The sequence below is a fragment of the Levilactobacillus brevis genome (assembly GCA_021383565.1).
In the GTDB taxonomy this organism is placed as follows: domain Bacteria; phylum Bacillota; class Bacilli; order Lactobacillales; family Lactobacillaceae; genus Levilactobacillus; species Levilactobacillus brevis_B.
Map to the genome: position 1 here is coordinate 2,472,883 of CP079699.1, position 16,229 is coordinate 2,489,111.

At 49.5% G+C, this 16,229-nt stretch carries 9 protein-coding genes and 1 pseudogene; 8 read left to right on the forward strand and 2 right to left on the reverse strand.

The annotated features are described in order from the left end of the window. Nucleotides 1–535: 535 nt before the first annotated feature. The gene (locus KB236_11430) at nt 536–964 is read left to right on the forward strand and encodes a Spx/MgsR family RNA polymerase-binding regulatory protein (protein ID UIF29108.1); all 429 of its coding nucleotides are present in this window, start codon (nt 536–538) and stop codon (nt 962–964) included. A 107-nt stretch (nt 965–1,071) separates the two neighbouring features. Here KB236_11430 and KB236_11435 read toward each other — a convergent pair whose 3' ends face one another. After that, entirely contained in the window at nt 1,072–1,854 is a 783-nt protein-coding gene (locus KB236_11435; GenBank protein UIF29109.1) for a C40 family peptidase, read from the reverse strand. A gap of 272 nt (nt 1,855–2,126) precedes the next feature. Here KB236_11435 and KB236_11440 point away from each other — a divergent pair, with 272 nt between their 5' ends. The 4 genes from KB236_11440 to KB236_11455 all read left to right on the forward strand — a co-directional run bounded on the left by KB236_11440 (nt 2,127) and on the right by KB236_11455 (nt 10,604). Next, nucleotides 2,127–2,834, forward strand: coding sequence for an aquaporin family protein (locus KB236_11440; protein ID UIF29110.1), 708 nt, complete (start codon nt 2,127–2,129; stop codon nt 2,832–2,834). Nucleotides 2,835–3,201: 367 nt separating this feature from the next. Beyond that, nucleotides 3,202–5,334, forward strand: a complete 2,133-nt coding sequence (locus KB236_11445; GenBank protein UIF29111.1) for a MucBP domain-containing protein — start codon at nt 3,202–3,204, stop codon at nt 5,332–5,334. 302 nt (nt 5,335–5,636) lie between these two features. After that, a complete protein-coding gene (locus KB236_11450; protein UIF29112.1) occupies nt 5,637–8,276 on the forward strand; it encodes a MucBP domain-containing protein in 2,640 nt (879 codons plus the stop codon). A 231-nt stretch (nt 8,277–8,507) separates the two neighbouring features. After that, nucleotides 8,508–10,604, forward strand: a complete 2,097-nt coding sequence (locus KB236_11455) for a MucBP domain-containing protein (GenBank protein ID UIF30369.1) — start codon at nt 8,508–8,510, stop codon at nt 10,602–10,604. 92 nt (nt 10,605–10,696) lie between these two features. Here the strand turns inward: KB236_11455 and KB236_11460 are convergent, their stop codons facing one another. After that, nucleotides 10,697–11,695: an IS30 family transposase gene (locus KB236_11460; GenBank protein ID UIF29113.1), complete on the reverse strand. Its 999-nt coding sequence runs from the start codon at nt 11,693–11,695 to the stop codon at nt 10,697–10,699. Nucleotides 11,696–12,151: 456 nt separating this feature from the next. On the opposite strand from KB236_11460, the gene KB236_11465 reads away from it, so the two are divergent. The 3 genes and pseudogenes from KB236_11465 to KB236_11475 all read left to right on the forward strand — a co-directional run bounded on the left by KB236_11465 (nt 12,152) and on the right by KB236_11475 (nt 16,174). Beyond that, nucleotides 12,152–14,509 carry a MucBP domain-containing protein gene (locus KB236_11465; protein ID UIF29114.1) on the forward strand — a complete coding sequence of 786 codons (2,358 nt, stop codon included), beginning with the start codon at nt 12,152–12,154 and terminating at the stop codon, nt 14,507–14,509. A gap of 244 nt (nt 14,510–14,753) precedes the next feature. Continuing rightward, nucleotides 14,754–15,116 carry a KxYKxGKxW signal peptide domain-containing protein gene (locus KB236_11470; protein UIF29115.1) on the forward strand — a complete coding sequence of 121 codons (363 nt, stop codon included), beginning with the start codon at nt 14,754–14,756 and terminating at the stop codon, nt 15,114–15,116. A 68-nt stretch (nt 15,117–15,184) separates the two neighbouring features. Continuing rightward, nucleotides 15,185–16,174: pseudogene (locus tag KB236_11475) on the forward strand (IS30 family transposase). Nucleotides 16,175–16,229 lie beyond the last annotated feature (55 nt).

Below are 16,229 nucleotides of genomic sequence, written 5' to 3' on the forward strand. Positions count from 1 at the left end.
CCGCCCTTTGGCTTTTTCCGTCCTACCCACAGCGATCCAGACCAAACTTGGTGAACGGTAAGGCGGTCAGCATGCAACTACCACTATTATGGTGGGCGTTATCCTTGTCACACTAAGGATTTGGGCTGCAGCGCACCTTTTTTGCTATTATTGATCGAAATCAAGGGTAATTTGTCATGAAAAATGGTAAACTATTTCCAACCTCGATGGTGCTTAGCCGCTCACGTGGGGGTTAAGCTTTCATGAGGGCTTGAAAAATGTAAGCCCTAACAAATTCATAAAATTTTCATTTTTCTGTCTGAAAAAGGTTGGATTCAGCTGGTATGGTTAGACTAAGCCCGTCGGACCGGGATTGCAGGTAAAAGACTGTTTTCTCGAGAATCTTGCGAAAGTCTTAAAAGGCAAGCTTCACTGAGGGTAATGGGTTTCATCATTTCTCATTGTGGTGTACAATAAGAAATATAAATTAGCACTCAAACAAAAGAGTGCTAAATCAAGTACCTCATCGAAGAGAAGATAATTGGAGGGCGATTCTATGATTAAAATGTACTTTCATGCTAAGACTACTGCGGTAACGAAGGCAATGAAGTGGCTGGCTAACCACGACGCCATCTTTACTGCTCGTGATATCAAAAAACAACCATTAACTCGTGACGAAATTTTATACATGTTATCCCTGACGGAAGACGGCACCGACGATTTAATTTCGACGCGGTCTAAGGCCTACAAGGCTTTACCGGACTCCGTGCAAGACATGGGGATGAATGAGCTCGTGGACTTACTGCAAAAGAACCCAGGAATATTAAAGAATCCGATTGTAGTCGATCGCAATAAGTTAGCGACGGGCTTTGATTTGGAAACCATCCGTGAATTCGTACCCGCTGCTTACCGGAAGAAGGAACTGGCTAGTTTCTTCAAGATTTTAAACGGGGGCAACAAGAACATGGACGTGTCTCCAGCATAGATTTAACCTGAATAGTAAGGAAGGGCGTCGACTCCGTGGGGAGCTGACGTCCTTTTTGTCTATCATAGGAAATAAAAAGTCTGGGTATGATCCCAGACTTCCAGTGATTAACTTAACGTTGCGGGCCGTGAATAACCGACCGTGTGCCACCAGGAGACGTTCGTGGCTTCGGTGATGACGCCGCGGAGTTGGGCATCGATCATCTTGTTGTTACCCAAGTAGATCCCACAGTGGGTGATGTTGTTGGCACTGGTCCCAAAGAAGATCAGATCGCCGGGTTGCGCATTCTTCGCACTCACGTGGGTGTAGGCGTTGTATTGTTCTTGGGCCGTCCGTGGTAAGGTCTGGCCAATCGCCTTATTGAAGACATACTTGGTGAAGCCGGAGCAGTCAAATGAACTAGGGCCATTGCCACCGTATACGTAAGGCTTACCCAGTTGCGCCTTGGCCGCCTTCAAGATGGAGGCGTAAGTGCCATTGCCGGTCGTGGATACGCTATTCGTGGTAGTGTGGGCATAGCTCTTCTTCTGTAAGTAGCCATGCCAGATCCAACCGGAAGCCGTCTTCCGACCGTTTGTCACATAGTAGTAGAGATACTTAACGCCATTCTTCTTAATAATGTAACGCTTCTTGGTGGCGTGCCAAGTCGTGTTGGGATAATTCTTCAGGTAGTGGGTCTTCTTGCCGAAGGTCATGTTCGTCGCGGTGCCGCCTAGATTGTAGGTCCAACCGGTCGCGCTCTTCCGCACGTAGGACGTGTCGGTCATATTGCTGGTACTAACAATCGTGTTGGTGCTATTGGCCTGCGCCGTGGTAGTTCCCAGGCTAATTGCCGGAACCAAAGCGGCCGCAAAAGCAACGGCCAAACCGATTTTCTTCATATTCATCATTAATATATCCATCCCTTATTATGTAAAGATTGTCATCGCTTAAGTACAGTCTCTAAGATAGCCCTAAAGTTTTACAGCAGCGTTACACCGGGGTATTATTGCCGTTACGCTTTGCCGATCTTCGTAATATTACAAGGGTTGGGTGAATTTATAATCATTTTGATGATCGAGTGATCGGCTAGAAATCAAGCGCCCCATAGCCTGACAGTTATGGTAGACTATGAATAGTCTGAAATTTCCGCTTAAAAATATAACAAGGTGGGTGTCATTTTATGAATGGTTTTATTGGAGAGTTCTTCGGAACCCTGATTTTAATCCTATTAGGGACCGGGACTGGGGCCGGAATCAACCTCAAAAAGACGTACGCAACCGGGAGTAACTGGACGTTTGTCAGCGTGGCGTGGGGGATGGCGGTGACCATGGGTGTTTACGTTGCCGGCATGCTCGGCTCGGATGGCCATTTGAATCCGGCCGTGACGATTGGTTTCGCCGCATTTGGTTTCTTCCCTTGGGCGCACGTGTTGCCTTACTTAGCCGGACAGTTTTTGGGGGCCTTTGTCGGCGCAGCCATTGCGATTTTCCAATTCTATCCGCATTTTAAAGCGACCCCAGATGAAAGCGCTGGCAATAGCGTGGGTATTTTTGCGACGCGGCCGGCAATTAAGAATCCCTTCTTCAACTTTGTTTCTGAAGTGGTGGCCACGTGGGCCTTTATCTTTATTCTGCTGAATATGGGGGACTTCACGCAAGGGCTGAAGCCATTCATGGTAGGGATTTTGATTATGACAATCGGGATGTGTCTAGGGAGTACGACGGGATTCGCCATCAACCCGGCGCGTGACTGGAGTCCCCGGTTGGCCTACACGATTCTGCCGGTGCCTAACGGTGGTTCCGCCGAATGGAATTACGCTTGGGTCCCGATGTTTGGGCCGTTATTAGGCGGTCTGTTGGCGGCCGGTTTGCAGGCGTGGATTAAGTAAAATGGGTTGAACGCTAATGATTAGTGAAGAGGCAACTACGATATTGAATCGTGGCTGCTTCTTTTTTTATCCAGATTGAAACTTGTGTTACCCAAAGAATAACTAAGCAACATAAGAACTACTTTGATGTAGATTGAGTCCAAGTATCCTAGTTATATCAGGCAATTAAAATGGATGAGTTGCCGAATTCTTAGACTTATCAAACGATACAGTTCACTGTAAATATTGTTACCTGTGTACTAGCTATTTCGTATTATTCAAGTTATAATGGGGGTGTAGAGGGGGCTTCATTTTTGAGCGGGCAACGGTTTAACCCTAAATAAGCATGTGGGACACTTTTCTGAGCAATCATTGAGGAGGATTAACAATGACTAACTCACCAAGCGCCACCCAACGTGGTAAAACCTGGCTCTACGCCGGCGTTATTTCGGCCGGTTTAGGGCTGGGCTTACTGGGCACCCAATCGACCGTGACACACGCGGCCACGACTGATACGCCCAGTGATTTAGCGACAACGGACAGGACAACACAGGAGCAAGAAGTCACGTTAAAACCAGCAACGATGCCGGCTGATGAAGCGGTCACTGAAGCTGTGGTAGACGAGCCGACGATCACAGAGGAGGCTACAGTCGACACCACTGTTGAAGAGCCAGTAACCGATCCTGACGTGAGTGTAGACGATGAAAATGTAAGCGGTGACACAAATGTTGACGTTAACCCGCAGCCGTCTGTGGAGAGCGAGGCGGCGGTCACGTCGACTCCAGACACCAGTGAACCGGCGGAACCGCGCGAACCCGTTAAGACGCAGTCAACGCCGGCGGCCACTGCCGCCAAGGCCGCCACGACCGTAGCCGCCACGCCAAAGGCCACACCACAGGTTAAGGCCGATATCGATCAGTGGATGCCTAACGAAACGCTACAGGACTTGGTATGGCAAACACTGAAGCATGATAACAAGGATCGAATGTGGGCGAGCGCCAAGGACGTGACCCAGGAAGACATGCTATTACTGACGCGGTTAAGCGCGCAGACTTTTCTGGTGTCATTGTATATTGACGGTCAGTCAGAATTTTCACTGGAAGGTCTGCAGTACGCCACGAATCTGGTGGAGCTGGACCTCTACAACAGCTTAAACATTCACAACAACGCGATGCGTGGTGATATCGTGGATATTTCACCTCTCAGCGCGCTGGTAAACTTGGAGTATCTGCAGCTCGGAGGCAGTCGGATTAAGGACATCACACCGATTGCCAACCTGACTAAAATCACGGATTTAAGCATTGGGACGAATTGTATCGCCGATTTTTCGGCGTTGGATTCTCAACAATATACCCAGCGTTTTAACATCGAGGGGCAGGTCTTAGATCAGGAACTGGTCTACGTGAACAAGAAGACCCGGACGTATACCCTGAAGAATCCGATGAAGGCGCCTCAAGGGATGACACTTTCCTTCGGGACCGTGGGGACTGTGATGGGGATTCCTATTTTTCCAATTGGTGTTGCGGATAAGCCGCTGGCCAGAATCTACTATAATGGAGCGGCCAATCAAAAATTGGTCGGCGATCAGATTGTCTATAGTGGGATTGTCGATCAGGTGATGCCAGGGGTAACGACCAGTCCATTCCCGGGTTACGGCGCCTACCCGAGCGACTACAAGTACTACTTGATTTCAACCTACGTTACGGCCAATGGGTCGAAGGTCATCAACATGTTTACGCCGTACGTTTTAGCCGACGAGGCACAACCGGTCACGGTGAACTACGTTGATGATCAAGGAAAAAAACTCAAGGACCCGGTAACCTTGACTGGGATGGTGGGTGAAAATTATGCGGCAGTGGCCGAAACATTCGACGGTTATACGCTGACGAAGACTCCGGACAACGCGAAGGGCCAATTTGGCGAGGAAGCCATTACCGTGACCTTCGTTTATCAAAAGGATGGGGACGTGACGCCACCGGTCGATCCACAGCCGGATACAACGGTGACCATTACCGTACAGTTCTTGACGGCTGATGGGGTGAAGGTCGCGGCCGATCAGATTCTGACGGGGAAACCGGGGCAGAGTTATACCACTTCACCGGCCGATGTTGATGGTAATCGGTATGTGTTGGTGTCGACGCCGGCTAACGCTTCCGGAATGTTTGGCGATAGTGACGACACGGTCACCTACCTCTATGAGGAAGTGGTCGATGATGGCGATGGCGACCAGGTGACGACCGATCCCGACGTGGTTGCGCCGGGGGATGATGACACGACGGGCGGTCAGGTCACGGTGGACAAACCAGATACCACGACGGCTGGCCAGGGTGATCAGATTCTAACGACGGGCGCGTCGGCAACGAAACCCCAGTCGGCACGGCAACCGGTAGCGGCGAAAACCGCTCAAAAGCAGGCGGCCGCAACCCTACCGCAGACGGATGAACGGGCGGTATCTCCAATCTGGGGAGTGGCCCTACTATTGGGACTGGCTGGGTTCTTCGGTTTTAGACGAAAACGGTAATTGACAAATTAAAAACTGAGCGTTAGAGGTTTTCCCCGCCAACACGGCCCAAACGGCTGAGTGGCGGGGATTTTCTTTGCTTTGGCTGAGACCAGTTATTAGGAGACGCATTGGTAACGATAAGTAGACGTATAGGCAAATTTCACGCTGAACATAAATTGTTTTATTTTTTAAGCATTTTTCCTCCGGACCAATTTTTTTCGATATACTCTGGTCATTGATAACGGTAGTCGACTGCGACTAGACCGTTTGGTGTGTCGGGGCCGGTCTGGCCAGTCATGAGAGATTAGGGGAGTGCAACGATGAATAAATCGATGGAAAATAAGACGCATTATAAAATGTATAAAAGTGGTAAAAGCTGGGTTATTGCCGGGGTTGTTAGCGGCTGCTTAGCGCTGACGTTTGGCGGTGGGGTTACCGCGCAGGCCAGTGATCAAGGGGAGGTCGCGACCAGTGAGACGGCGACCACCACGCCAGCGACCGATTCGACGGTAACACTGACGACACCAGCCACGACCGATGAAGCGGCGACGAGTATGGCACCAGCGGAGACACCAGTGAGTGCTGGGCCGACAGAAACGATAGCGGCTGATGAAAGTGCAGCGGCCGTGACGGAAACACCAGCATCCGTTGATACGTCGGCGACCGCTGACGACGCCACCGTCGTGCCCACTGACGATGTGACGACGCCAGCAGCACCGGTCGTTCCGGAAGCGCCAGTGGTGACGACGCCGGTCGCCGATCAAACAGCTGATACCACCGGGGCGACCAGTCCAGCTGGGGAACAGCCAGTCGGGGAAGCTGAAGCACCAGTGACGGACGCAACCGATACGGCGACCACGAAGCCGGCATTTGACGAGACTGAAGTGGTGACGGAAACCCCAGATACACCAGTGGTTCCAGAAACACCAGCCGTGACGACGCCAGCAGCACCGATAGTCTCGGAAACGGCAACAACCCCAGAGACGCCAGAAGTTTCGGCAACACCAGAAGCCCCGACGACTTCGGCGACTACGGTTGCCACAACACGGCCGGTTGATGACCAAGTCATTCCCGTGCAATCCGACGTGACGCATGCGCTGGGGGCTAGTCATACGGAAGTGGCCGTGCCAGCTGTTCAGGCTGAAATGACGAAGCCAGCAACAATGAAGGTGACGCACGCCCCTACGGCAAGCACGATTGACGACTGGATGCCGAACAAGCGCCTACAACAAGCCGTTTTACTTCACTTACAACGCCTCACCGGGGTCGATAAGAAGTGGAATAGCGTGGCTGACATTACCCAAGAGGACCTCCAACTGCTCAAAAAGCTGATGGTACTGGGCAATGATGGCTTCGATACCTATATCGATGGGCACACGGCCTTCTCATTGGAGGGCCTCCAGTACGCGACGAATCTGGAAACAATTATGATGGAAGCCTCGCTGAACCATAAGCCGGGCGCATTTTATGGAGATATTGTGGATGTATCGCCGTTGGCTAACCTCCAACATTTGACGACGGTCCACCTCCAACACAACCGGATTGAAGACGTGACGCCACTGGCTAACTTGCAAAATGTTACCACCATGGCGCTGGCGTACAACCACATCCGTGATTTCTCACCACTGAAGGGTAAGCCCTATAAAGACTTTACGTATACGGGCCAATTTATCATGCTGGATCCCCTGATGGTCAACGATGATGACCGGAAAGGCCACTTGCAAATCCAATGCGTGACGATCACGGGAGAAGTGGTGACGTTAACGACGGGGATGGCGATCGCTGAGCCGATGTTCTATACCACTGAAGCGGGGCATACGTACCATATTTACTATACGGGCGGGAACCCGAAGCCGGATGGTCAAGGTGGGGTTTACTTTACCAACATTCAAGACCAGAAGCCGGGGGCAACGAGTTTCCCAGGTGCACCGAACGTGGATGTTTTACAGGATTACTACTACCTGACCGGGTCGTATAAGCCGAGTGCCGGCGTGGTGGACTTCGCCGTGGTTCAGCCTTACGTGATCTCTCACGCGGCGAACAGCGTGACGGTCCATTACAATGATCTGGATGGTAATGCGATTGCGGATGATGTGGTCCTAGCGCCGGGCATGGTCGGTGAACACTACACGACGACGGCGCCTGAGATTCCGGGCTACACGTTGATGGTGACACCAGAAAATGCCAACGGAACGTACGGTGATGCGGCCATTGACGTGACTTACGTTTACACCCAGTCAGAATCCGACAGTGGTGACAGCGATGGGAACGGGGAAAATCCAGATGGTGGTGGCAACACGGAAAATCCTGGCGGCGGTCACCCAGGTGAGACCCCAGATGGTGGCGGCAACACGGAAAATCCTGGCGGCGGTCACCCAGGTGAAAATCCAGATGGCGGCGGCAATACGGAAAATCCTGGCGGCGGTCACCCAGGTGAGACCCCAGATGGTGGCGGCAACACGGAAAATCCTGACGATGGTCATCCGGGTGAAACGCCAGGTGGTAGTGGAGAACAGCCAGGAACCGGTAACCCAGATGGCAACGGCTCTGAAGGTGACGGCGCTAATCCAGGAACGCCGGGAGGTAACCAGCCTGGCACGCAACCGGGTACGAGCCAACCGGAAGCTCCGGTGGAAGATGATGAATCGACCGAAACGGGGACTGAAGGCGATACGGCTGCGTCTGAAACTGGTACGACAGGTTCAGGTAGTACGGGTGCGGCAACGACAACGACTCAGGCAACTGGTGGACATCCCGTTCAGTTGACGATGAACCACGAGGCGGCAACGGCTGCTTCCGAGTCAACAGATGGTGATCAACCAGTCAAGGTCTTGGCCAGTGGTCTGGCACCGGCTGCATTACCGCAAACCGACGAACAGATGACCTCACCGGCATTAGGCTTGGCACTGTTAGCTGGATTATTCGGACTCTTTGGCTTTAAGTTGAAACGTAAACGGTAATTGATACTTTGAAATCGCCTCTCCGGGAAACTGGAGGGGCGATTTTTGTTTAGAAATCAGACAGCTAATAAAAATAATAAGATATAGAATTGAGCAAAATCAGATTTTAAACAATTAATATCGCTTTTTGACTTTTCGCCTAATCAGTAAAGTCTTTTGCTTATACTGAATTTAGGTGGTTAACCACCTTGGATCATTTCCGAAAACAACGATAACTTGGGGAGTTTGGATATGTCAAAGAAAATGAGACACCATGTTCAGTATAAGAATGGTAAGAAATGGGTAATTGCCGGTGCCGTAGGGGGCTGTTTGGCGTTGACCTTCGATGGTTCGACGGCTCAGGCCAGTGATGATGGGGAAGCACGAGTGAAAACGGCGGTTGTGGCGAATTCATCAGTCACACCAACTAACACTGTGTCGTTATCCGGGCAATCTGATGGTGGGACTGACGATGCCAAGGTACCCGTTGAAGTGCCGCCCACAGTGGCTGAACCAGTCGACCTCACTATTCAGAATGCGGAAAAGCCAGTAGTGCCACAGTCAAATGAGCCGGTATCAACAGATACTTCGTCCCAGACCTCGGGGACGTTTTCTTCGGAGTCAGCTGAGCGACCAACCGTGGATTCGGAGTCTACAGCATCTGCCGAAGGCGTGACGGAGCAGCCTATTCGGCCAGATCACGCTAAAGAGACTACCACAATGGGCGCCAGCCATGCAGTTCCCGCCGTGGCCTTGGTCCAAACCGAAGTGACTAAACCGATGACGGTGGCTGTCGCAACCGCACCGGTTATCTCGGATATTGACCAGTGGATGCCGAATAAACGGTTGCAGGAGGTGATGTTGCTGGCGTTACAGAGTTTTCGTTTAGAGAACTTAAGTAATGTGACAAAAAATTGGCAGAGTGTCGCGGATATCACAAAAGAAGACTTAGGTTTGCTCAGCGAAGTTATAGCAGTTAATTATAGAAAGGATACCTATATTGACGGCCACACTACTTATTCACTAGAAGGGTTGCAATACGCGGTTAACCTCGAGAAACTGATATTGAGAACCTCGACAGATAATTTTTCACATCATACGTATGGTGATATTGTTGATATTACGCCCTTGGCCCATTTGCAGAAGTTAAATGAAGTCGACCTTACGGGTAATCGAATTGAAGACGTGACGTCCTTAGCTAATTTAAAAAATATAACGATACTGGATCTTACATCCAATTATATTCGTGATTTCTCACCACTCAAAGATTTGGAATTATCCCAAAATTATTGGACTAATCAACTAGTGATGTTGGATCCGATTATCGTTGATGTGGCTAAGCGAGAATATCATATGCAAGTTCAATGTATTAACCGGAATGGCGAAGTCCTAGACCTATGGGCTAATGATGACGATGAAGTCTCTCCGCTGGTCTATACTGAGGGTAACGAATTTAGATATCGTATCCATTTTACCGGTGGTGTTGCAAAGTCTGATGGTCATGGTGGCCTTTACTATACGCGTATTCGTGATCAGAAGGAAGGCGCCAAAACGTATCCGTGGCCGGAGGAAAATACGGTCGAGTGTTTTAAAACAATAGAACCAGAACCATATAAGTATTATTTAACTGGTATATATGGGAATAATGATGCCACCGTTCTCCAGCCCTACACACTGTCGCATACAGCCGGCCCAATCACCGTTCACTATCAAGACCAGCAGGGCAAACCGGTCGCTGACGATGTTACCTTGCCGCAAGGTTTGGTGGGGGCGCCCTACACCGCCCATGCGATCGATATTCCGGGTTATACGTTAGTCACCACGCCGAAGAACGCAACGGGAACTTACGGCGATACAGCAATTGACGTGACCTACGTCTACACGTTAACAGAAGCGCCGGGTGGTCATCAGCCCGGAAAACCTGGAACGCCAGGTAATTCTGGAAACACCAGCAATCCGGGGAATCCCGGAAATCCTGGCACACCAGACGTTAGTAAACAAGATACGGGCTCGGATCATGCTGGCGGTAATAACACCGCGACGCCCGATGTCCCATCGACCAGCGATCAATCAGGCACGTCAGAAACGGAGGAGGGTGAACAGCCAACTGTTTCCCCTGAACTGATTGTGAGCGACACAGACGATACGGCGGTGCCCCCGACGCAGCTGACTGATGGGCAACCGGCCCAATTAGCCACTACCATTCACCCAGTTGAGGAATCCACGTCAACTACGCGGGCTAAGCGAACACTGCCACAGACCAATGAACGGTCCACCTCATCATTATGGGGCCTGGCCTTATTAACGGGGCTGCTAGGTTGGGTAAGTATCCGAAAGAGACGTGAGTAAACGACTTGTTCGATAGTTGCCTGAACAAACCAAAATCCTGGTAAACTAGGAACGATCCGTCTTCGATGGGTCGTTTTTTAAGGGACGAATTGTCAAGTCAAGCGCAACTTTATTCCAAAGAAAATTTCTGATGGACTCTTCCAGCCTAAGACCTTACGTGGTCGGTTATTTAATGTTTCAATGAACTGACAAATATCTTGGTCAGTGAGTTGATCTAAATCAGTTCCTTTTGGGAAATACTCACGAATAAGACCATTTGTATTCTCGTTAGTTCCCCGTTGCTGTGGTGCGTGTGGATCTGGAAAATAGACCGGAATACCTAGCTCTTGACTAACTTCACGATATCTTGCGAATTCAGTCCCACGATCCGGCGTAAGCGTACGAACTCGTTTGGGCGTCACAGTATGCAATAAGTCAATCATAGCTTGTGTAACGTTCTTGGCGTTTACTTTGGAAACTCGTTGAGATAGTAAGTAACGTGATTTACGGTCCACCAACGTAACTAAAGCTGAACGTCCAGTCTTACCTCGAACGGTGTCACCTTCCCAATGGCCAAACCAGCTCCGGTTATCACACGACACTGGCCGCTCATGGACTGAAGGAACATCATTAAACCGCCCCCGTCGTTCATTGATTGTTCCTTTGACCTTGCGAGTTTTGCCACGATGGCGGAGTTTACGGGCAAAACCACGAGCGCCACGACTCTTACGTTTAATTCCCAAATTATCACGTTCAATTCCGCGATAAATGGTGTTGTAACTAATTCGCCATCCACTATTTTCGTGAAGTAAACGCCCTGAGATTTGTTCGGGAGACCATTGGTATTGAACGATGCAGCGAAGGACAAAATCTCGTAATTTCAGGTCAGTTAGGAGTCTAGGACGGCGGCTCTTCAGTCGGCGCCTTTGGTAGCTCTCTTGTGCTTTGACAGCTGAGTATGCATCACGACCGCCATTGCGTGTAACTTCACGTGATACAGTGGCTTTAGAACAGCCAATTTTCTCCGCAATAACTTGATAGCTATCGTTTAAAGTGACGCCTAACAGTATGCATTCTCGGTCTTTTAAGGTAAGATGTTTGTACGAACTCATAGCCTAAAATCTCCTTTAAATGATTGTTGTGGTGACTTCATTTTACAGGACTCAGGCTATGAGTTCCTTTTTTATCTTCTTACTTGTTGCACTTCAATTGTAAATTCGTCGGTCATAAAGTGACGGATTTAGTAATGTGAAACAGTAATATTGGCATAAGTGGTAGTTAATTAATGTTTTCCCCGGTGAAATAACTGACGGGTAAAACAATATTGTGGTTATGAATAGTTGCGAATTGGCGAGGCTTACAACGTTTTACCAGAATAGACGCGCCCTAACCTTTTTAGGCACTCAACATGTTCTTTAGTCAACTGGTCAGGAAACAACCTATCATTTCCGAATGAATCCGGTTACAATGAACTTGTATATAAATATACTCATATTAAAAGATGTGTAACATAAAAAGTAACTGATAAATAAATCAGTAAGGTTATAAAAAATTGGGGAGAAAATAGCATGCGTAACTGGGTAGGCGACACGAAAGTTCATTACAAGAGCTATAAGGCAGGCAAGCACTGGGTCGTTGCCAGCATTACGGTGGCGACACTAGGTTTAGGCATGATGGGGGCTACCGGCACGGCGCAAGCGGATACGACAACGACCGATGCGGCAGCTGAAGAAACATCGTCTCAACAACCGGCAACACCGGCGGGGCAGGCGACTTTGAAGGAGCAGCCGAGTCAAGTTGAAAATGTTAAGGACGAAAAGACAACGACACCGCAGAATGATGAAAATGAATCGCCCGCTAACGGCGAAATAGAAGATTCCGAGGAACCGGGTACACCGTCTGGCGAAGAAAATACGTCTGACGTCAATGAAAACGCCGTGAATCAACCAGCATCGGACGATACGTCAGATGGCACTGGGAATACACCTCAGCCGCAAGTCCCAAGAACACCACAGACTGAAATGGAAGATCTCGGGAATGATGACACTGACACGCCAACTCCAGGACCAGAAAAAGCACCGGCACCACAGCCTTTAGTAGCACCGGCAGCAAACGTCAAGTCATCGCCGATTGACGGGGTCGATGCTAGCGTATGGCTTCCGGATGCCTTGTTACGCACTGCGATTATCAATCAGCTCAATCGAGAAACACATGTTACGCACTATATTGCCGATGAAAGCAATCTTTACCAACATGTTGGGGACTTAACGACTCTATATGATTACAATATGTCGGGGACGGTGAATAGTCTTGAAGGCTTATCCTACTTCACGAATCTCCATTCAATTACTTTCATGAATATGAAGGTGTCCTCTACCGGCCTCATTGATTTATCAGCGTTGCCATTGCTCCGTGACATCCAAATGAGTTTAGCCGCTGATAACGGTAATCATGACTTTGCAACAATTATGGATACCTATTTTAGTCAGAACCTGAATCTGGGGTTCATCCGGATGGGAGATAGTCATTTAACGGGGAACATTCCCGACTTGAGTAAGTATTCCAAGTTGGAAATGGTCTATTTGGCGAACAACGACTTGACCGGCAGCATTCCCGACTTGAGTAGTATTCCTGGTCTGTGGTCCCTCATGCTCAGCAATAACCAGCTGACCGGTTCACTGCCTGACCTTGCGCACTGGCCGGCTCTTAAAGATCTCGATGTCTCTCACAACCAGCTGTCCGGGAATTTACCAGATATTGGTAATTGGCCACTAATCGAAGATCTCAACGTTTCTTATAACAATTTCACTGGCGCTCTGCCCGACATGAGTCATTTCCGTGGTATATTCACCTACATGTTCAATCACTTCACCAATGGGGTAGTCACGTTACTGAATAAAGGTGACCAACCTATCGTAAATTATGGCGTCTACCAACGTTTGAACGGTAAGACTATCAAACTCAGCAAGGACAGTCCGACCTTTGATCCCGTAAGCGGCGTGGTCATGCGGATGCAAGACATGACCACTGGCCAACCGGATGAGAATGAAGGTGTGAAGGTAGCACAGTTAGGTGGCAACGTTTCCGTGGCTTATGGTAACCTAGATCCAAACCTGCCGACGACGGACATCCCAACCTGGGCCGCTAACACGGCCGAAGACGCCACGGGTTGGTTTGAGATTAAGCGTTACAGTGACAAATGGGGGCTGACGTTTACGCCGAAGCAAGATGTTCCGGATGGTATGTACACCATTCAAGTGATGAACCAGAGCTTTGGGGCCAACTGGGGGTACAGTGCCTACATCACCTTCAAGATTGAAAACGAAGTGCCCGTTGATCCCGGTAATCCCGACCCTGGCAATCCGGATCCCGGCGTGACGACGGGGACCGTCACGGTTGTTAATGTCGATCAAGACGGCAACGTCATCAGTCAATCGCAACAGACCGGGAATGTTGGCGACGCCTTCACCATCAATGCGCCAACGCTTGATGGGTATCGGCTAGTCGGCGATAGCGTAGCCAATGGTACCTACACGGCGGCCAATCAGACGGTTACCTTCACGTACCAAGCCGTTGAATCTGGCGGTGATGGCGACGCGGTCGATCCCGATCAACCAACCGTTGATGATACGGACAACGGTGGAAACGGTAATGTCGTTTCCGGTGGCGATGGCGACCAGATTGCGACGGGTGATACGACCGCACAGACTGGCAAGCACGTCACGGCTACACCATTGGTAGCCAAGACGGGGACAGCTGCTAATCAGGCCAAGACTGACTCTCAGCGGACCAATGCCACTGCCAAGTCAGCGACGACCCTGCCACAGACGGACGAAGCCACGGTTGCCCCTTGGGCTGGCTTGGCCTTACTTGTTGGTAGTCTCTTAACTGGATTAGGTTTGAAACGTAAGCGCAACCATGAATAAATTAATTTAACGCAGCGGTGTCGACGATCAGTCGGCACCGTTTTTTTGTGCTGAAATTATGGGGTGGTAGGGAAATTTTGAGGCGAGGCGTGTTGACTTTTTGACCAAACTATTGTCGTAACTGAACGGTATCTGCGTTAATTTGTTAATTTAAAAAATAATTTCAAAATAACGTTGAATGTTGACTTCCAGAGGACGAAAATAGAGATGGATTCTTTAGATGAAAGGTAGGGATTTAGTCGATATGGAATTGAAACGGACGCATTTTAAAATGTATAAAGTTGGGCGTAAGTGGGTCTTCGCCTGTGCGGTCGTGCTCGCCATGGGGAGCGGCGCAACGCTAACGGCTAATGCCGATGCTGCTAACAGTAGTAGTAACAGCCAGCCACGGGTTTCGCAGTCGAGTCAGAGTGGTAGCGGCAGTGAGTCGGGGCAATCCGGGAAATTAGGTTCGGATACTCAGGATTCTGTGGCAGACAAGACGATTCAGAAGACTGGAACCAGTGATAATGGCGAATCGTCTGGTAGCAACGTAAACAGCGATTCAAATAGCAATTCAAACAGCGCCCGATTTAAAATTGAAGTGCAACACCCCTTAAGACATTAAGGGTAAACAAATAGGCCATGGAGACCTATACTTTTAAGCGACCAAACCAAAAAGAAAGAGGTATCTCCATGACCCAGTCAAATCATACCACTACCATTACTTACCAACAACTCTCTGCCGAAGAGCGTGGCCAAATTGAAGCGTTCTTGAAGGACCACCAATCTGTTCGCCAAATTGCTCGTAATCTTCATCGAAATCCCAGTACTATCTCACGCGAAATCAAGCGTGGCACGGTTCGCCAGCTTAACTCCGACTATCTGCCATACTATCAATATTTTGCTGAAGCAGGACAGGCTGTCTATGAAAAAGACCGCCTTAAATGCCATTCTAAGGGTTTACTAAAGCGTTGCTGGCTCTTCTTCAAGCTGTTAGTCCAAGCACTCAAAACCAAGATTAGAGTCGATAGTGTCGATAGCTTCGTCCACCGATTCCATCAACTTTATCCGGACAAGCCGTGTCCATCGACCCCCACGGTTTATCGGTACATTGATTTAGGTTATCTCGACCTCTGTAACGCTGATTTACCAGTCAAGCTTCGTCGCCGAGTAAAGAGCACTCGTCGAACTCGCTCCCGAAAGAATAAGAAGATATTGGGTAGCTCAATCGATGAGCGACCAGCTATCGTCGACCAACGCATCTTGGTGGGTGACTGGGAAGGAGACCTAGTTAAGGGCAAGCGGGTTGCTAGCGAGCCCGCACTGATGACATTAACCGAGCGTGTCAGTCGTTTTGAAATCATCGTTAAGATTCCTGACTACCACGCTGACACTTGCCGCCAGGCACTTCAAGGGGTCATTACGGCCTATGGTCCTAAGAACTTCCAGTCAATCACATTTGACAATGGCAGTGAATTTGCCGAGCTAGATCAGGTCCAAGGAACCAAAGTTTACTTCGCTCATCCTTATACGCCCTCTGAACGAGGGTCTAATGAGAATCTCAACGGTCTCATCCGTGAGTACATTCCGAAGGGCATCTCTCTCAAGAACTTTGATCTACCAACGATCCAAGCCATTCAAAACGCACTTAACCATCGCTTACGTAAATCCCTGGGCTATGCTAGCGCCGCCCAGGTCTTCAAAACACAGGTCTTCAAGAACATGCATCCGGTTATGC

Excerpts from the sequence above, each read along its gene's own strand:
- KB236_11430 (UIF29108.1), top strand. The coding sequence starts at position 536 with ATGATTAAAATGTACTTTCATGCTAAGACTACTGCGGTAACGAAGGCA.
- KB236_11435 (UIF29109.1), bottom strand. The coding sequence starts at position 1,854 with ATGATGAATATGAAGAAAATCGGTTTGGCCGTTGCTTTTGCGGCCGCT.
- KB236_11440 (UIF29110.1), top strand. The coding sequence starts at position 2,127 with ATGAATGGTTTTATTGGAGAGTTCTTCGGAACCCTGATTTTAATCCTA.
- KB236_11445 (UIF29111.1), top strand. The coding sequence starts at position 3,202 with ATGACTAACTCACCAAGCGCCACCCAACGTGGTAAAACCTGGCTCTAC.
- KB236_11450 (UIF29112.1), top strand. The coding sequence starts at position 5,637 with ATGAATAAATCGATGGAAAATAAGACGCATTATAAAATGTATAAAAGT.
- KB236_11455 (UIF30369.1), top strand. The coding sequence starts at position 8,508 with ATGTCAAAGAAAATGAGACACCATGTTCAGTATAAGAATGGTAAGAAA.
- KB236_11460 (UIF29113.1), bottom strand. The coding sequence starts at position 11,695 with ATGAGTTCGTACAAACATCTTACCTTAAAAGACCGAGAATGCATACTG.
- KB236_11465 (UIF29114.1), top strand. The coding sequence starts at position 12,152 with ATGCGTAACTGGGTAGGCGACACGAAAGTTCATTACAAGAGCTATAAG.
- KB236_11470 (UIF29115.1), top strand. The coding sequence starts at position 14,754 with ATGGAATTGAAACGGACGCATTTTAAAATGTATAAAGTTGGGCGTAAG.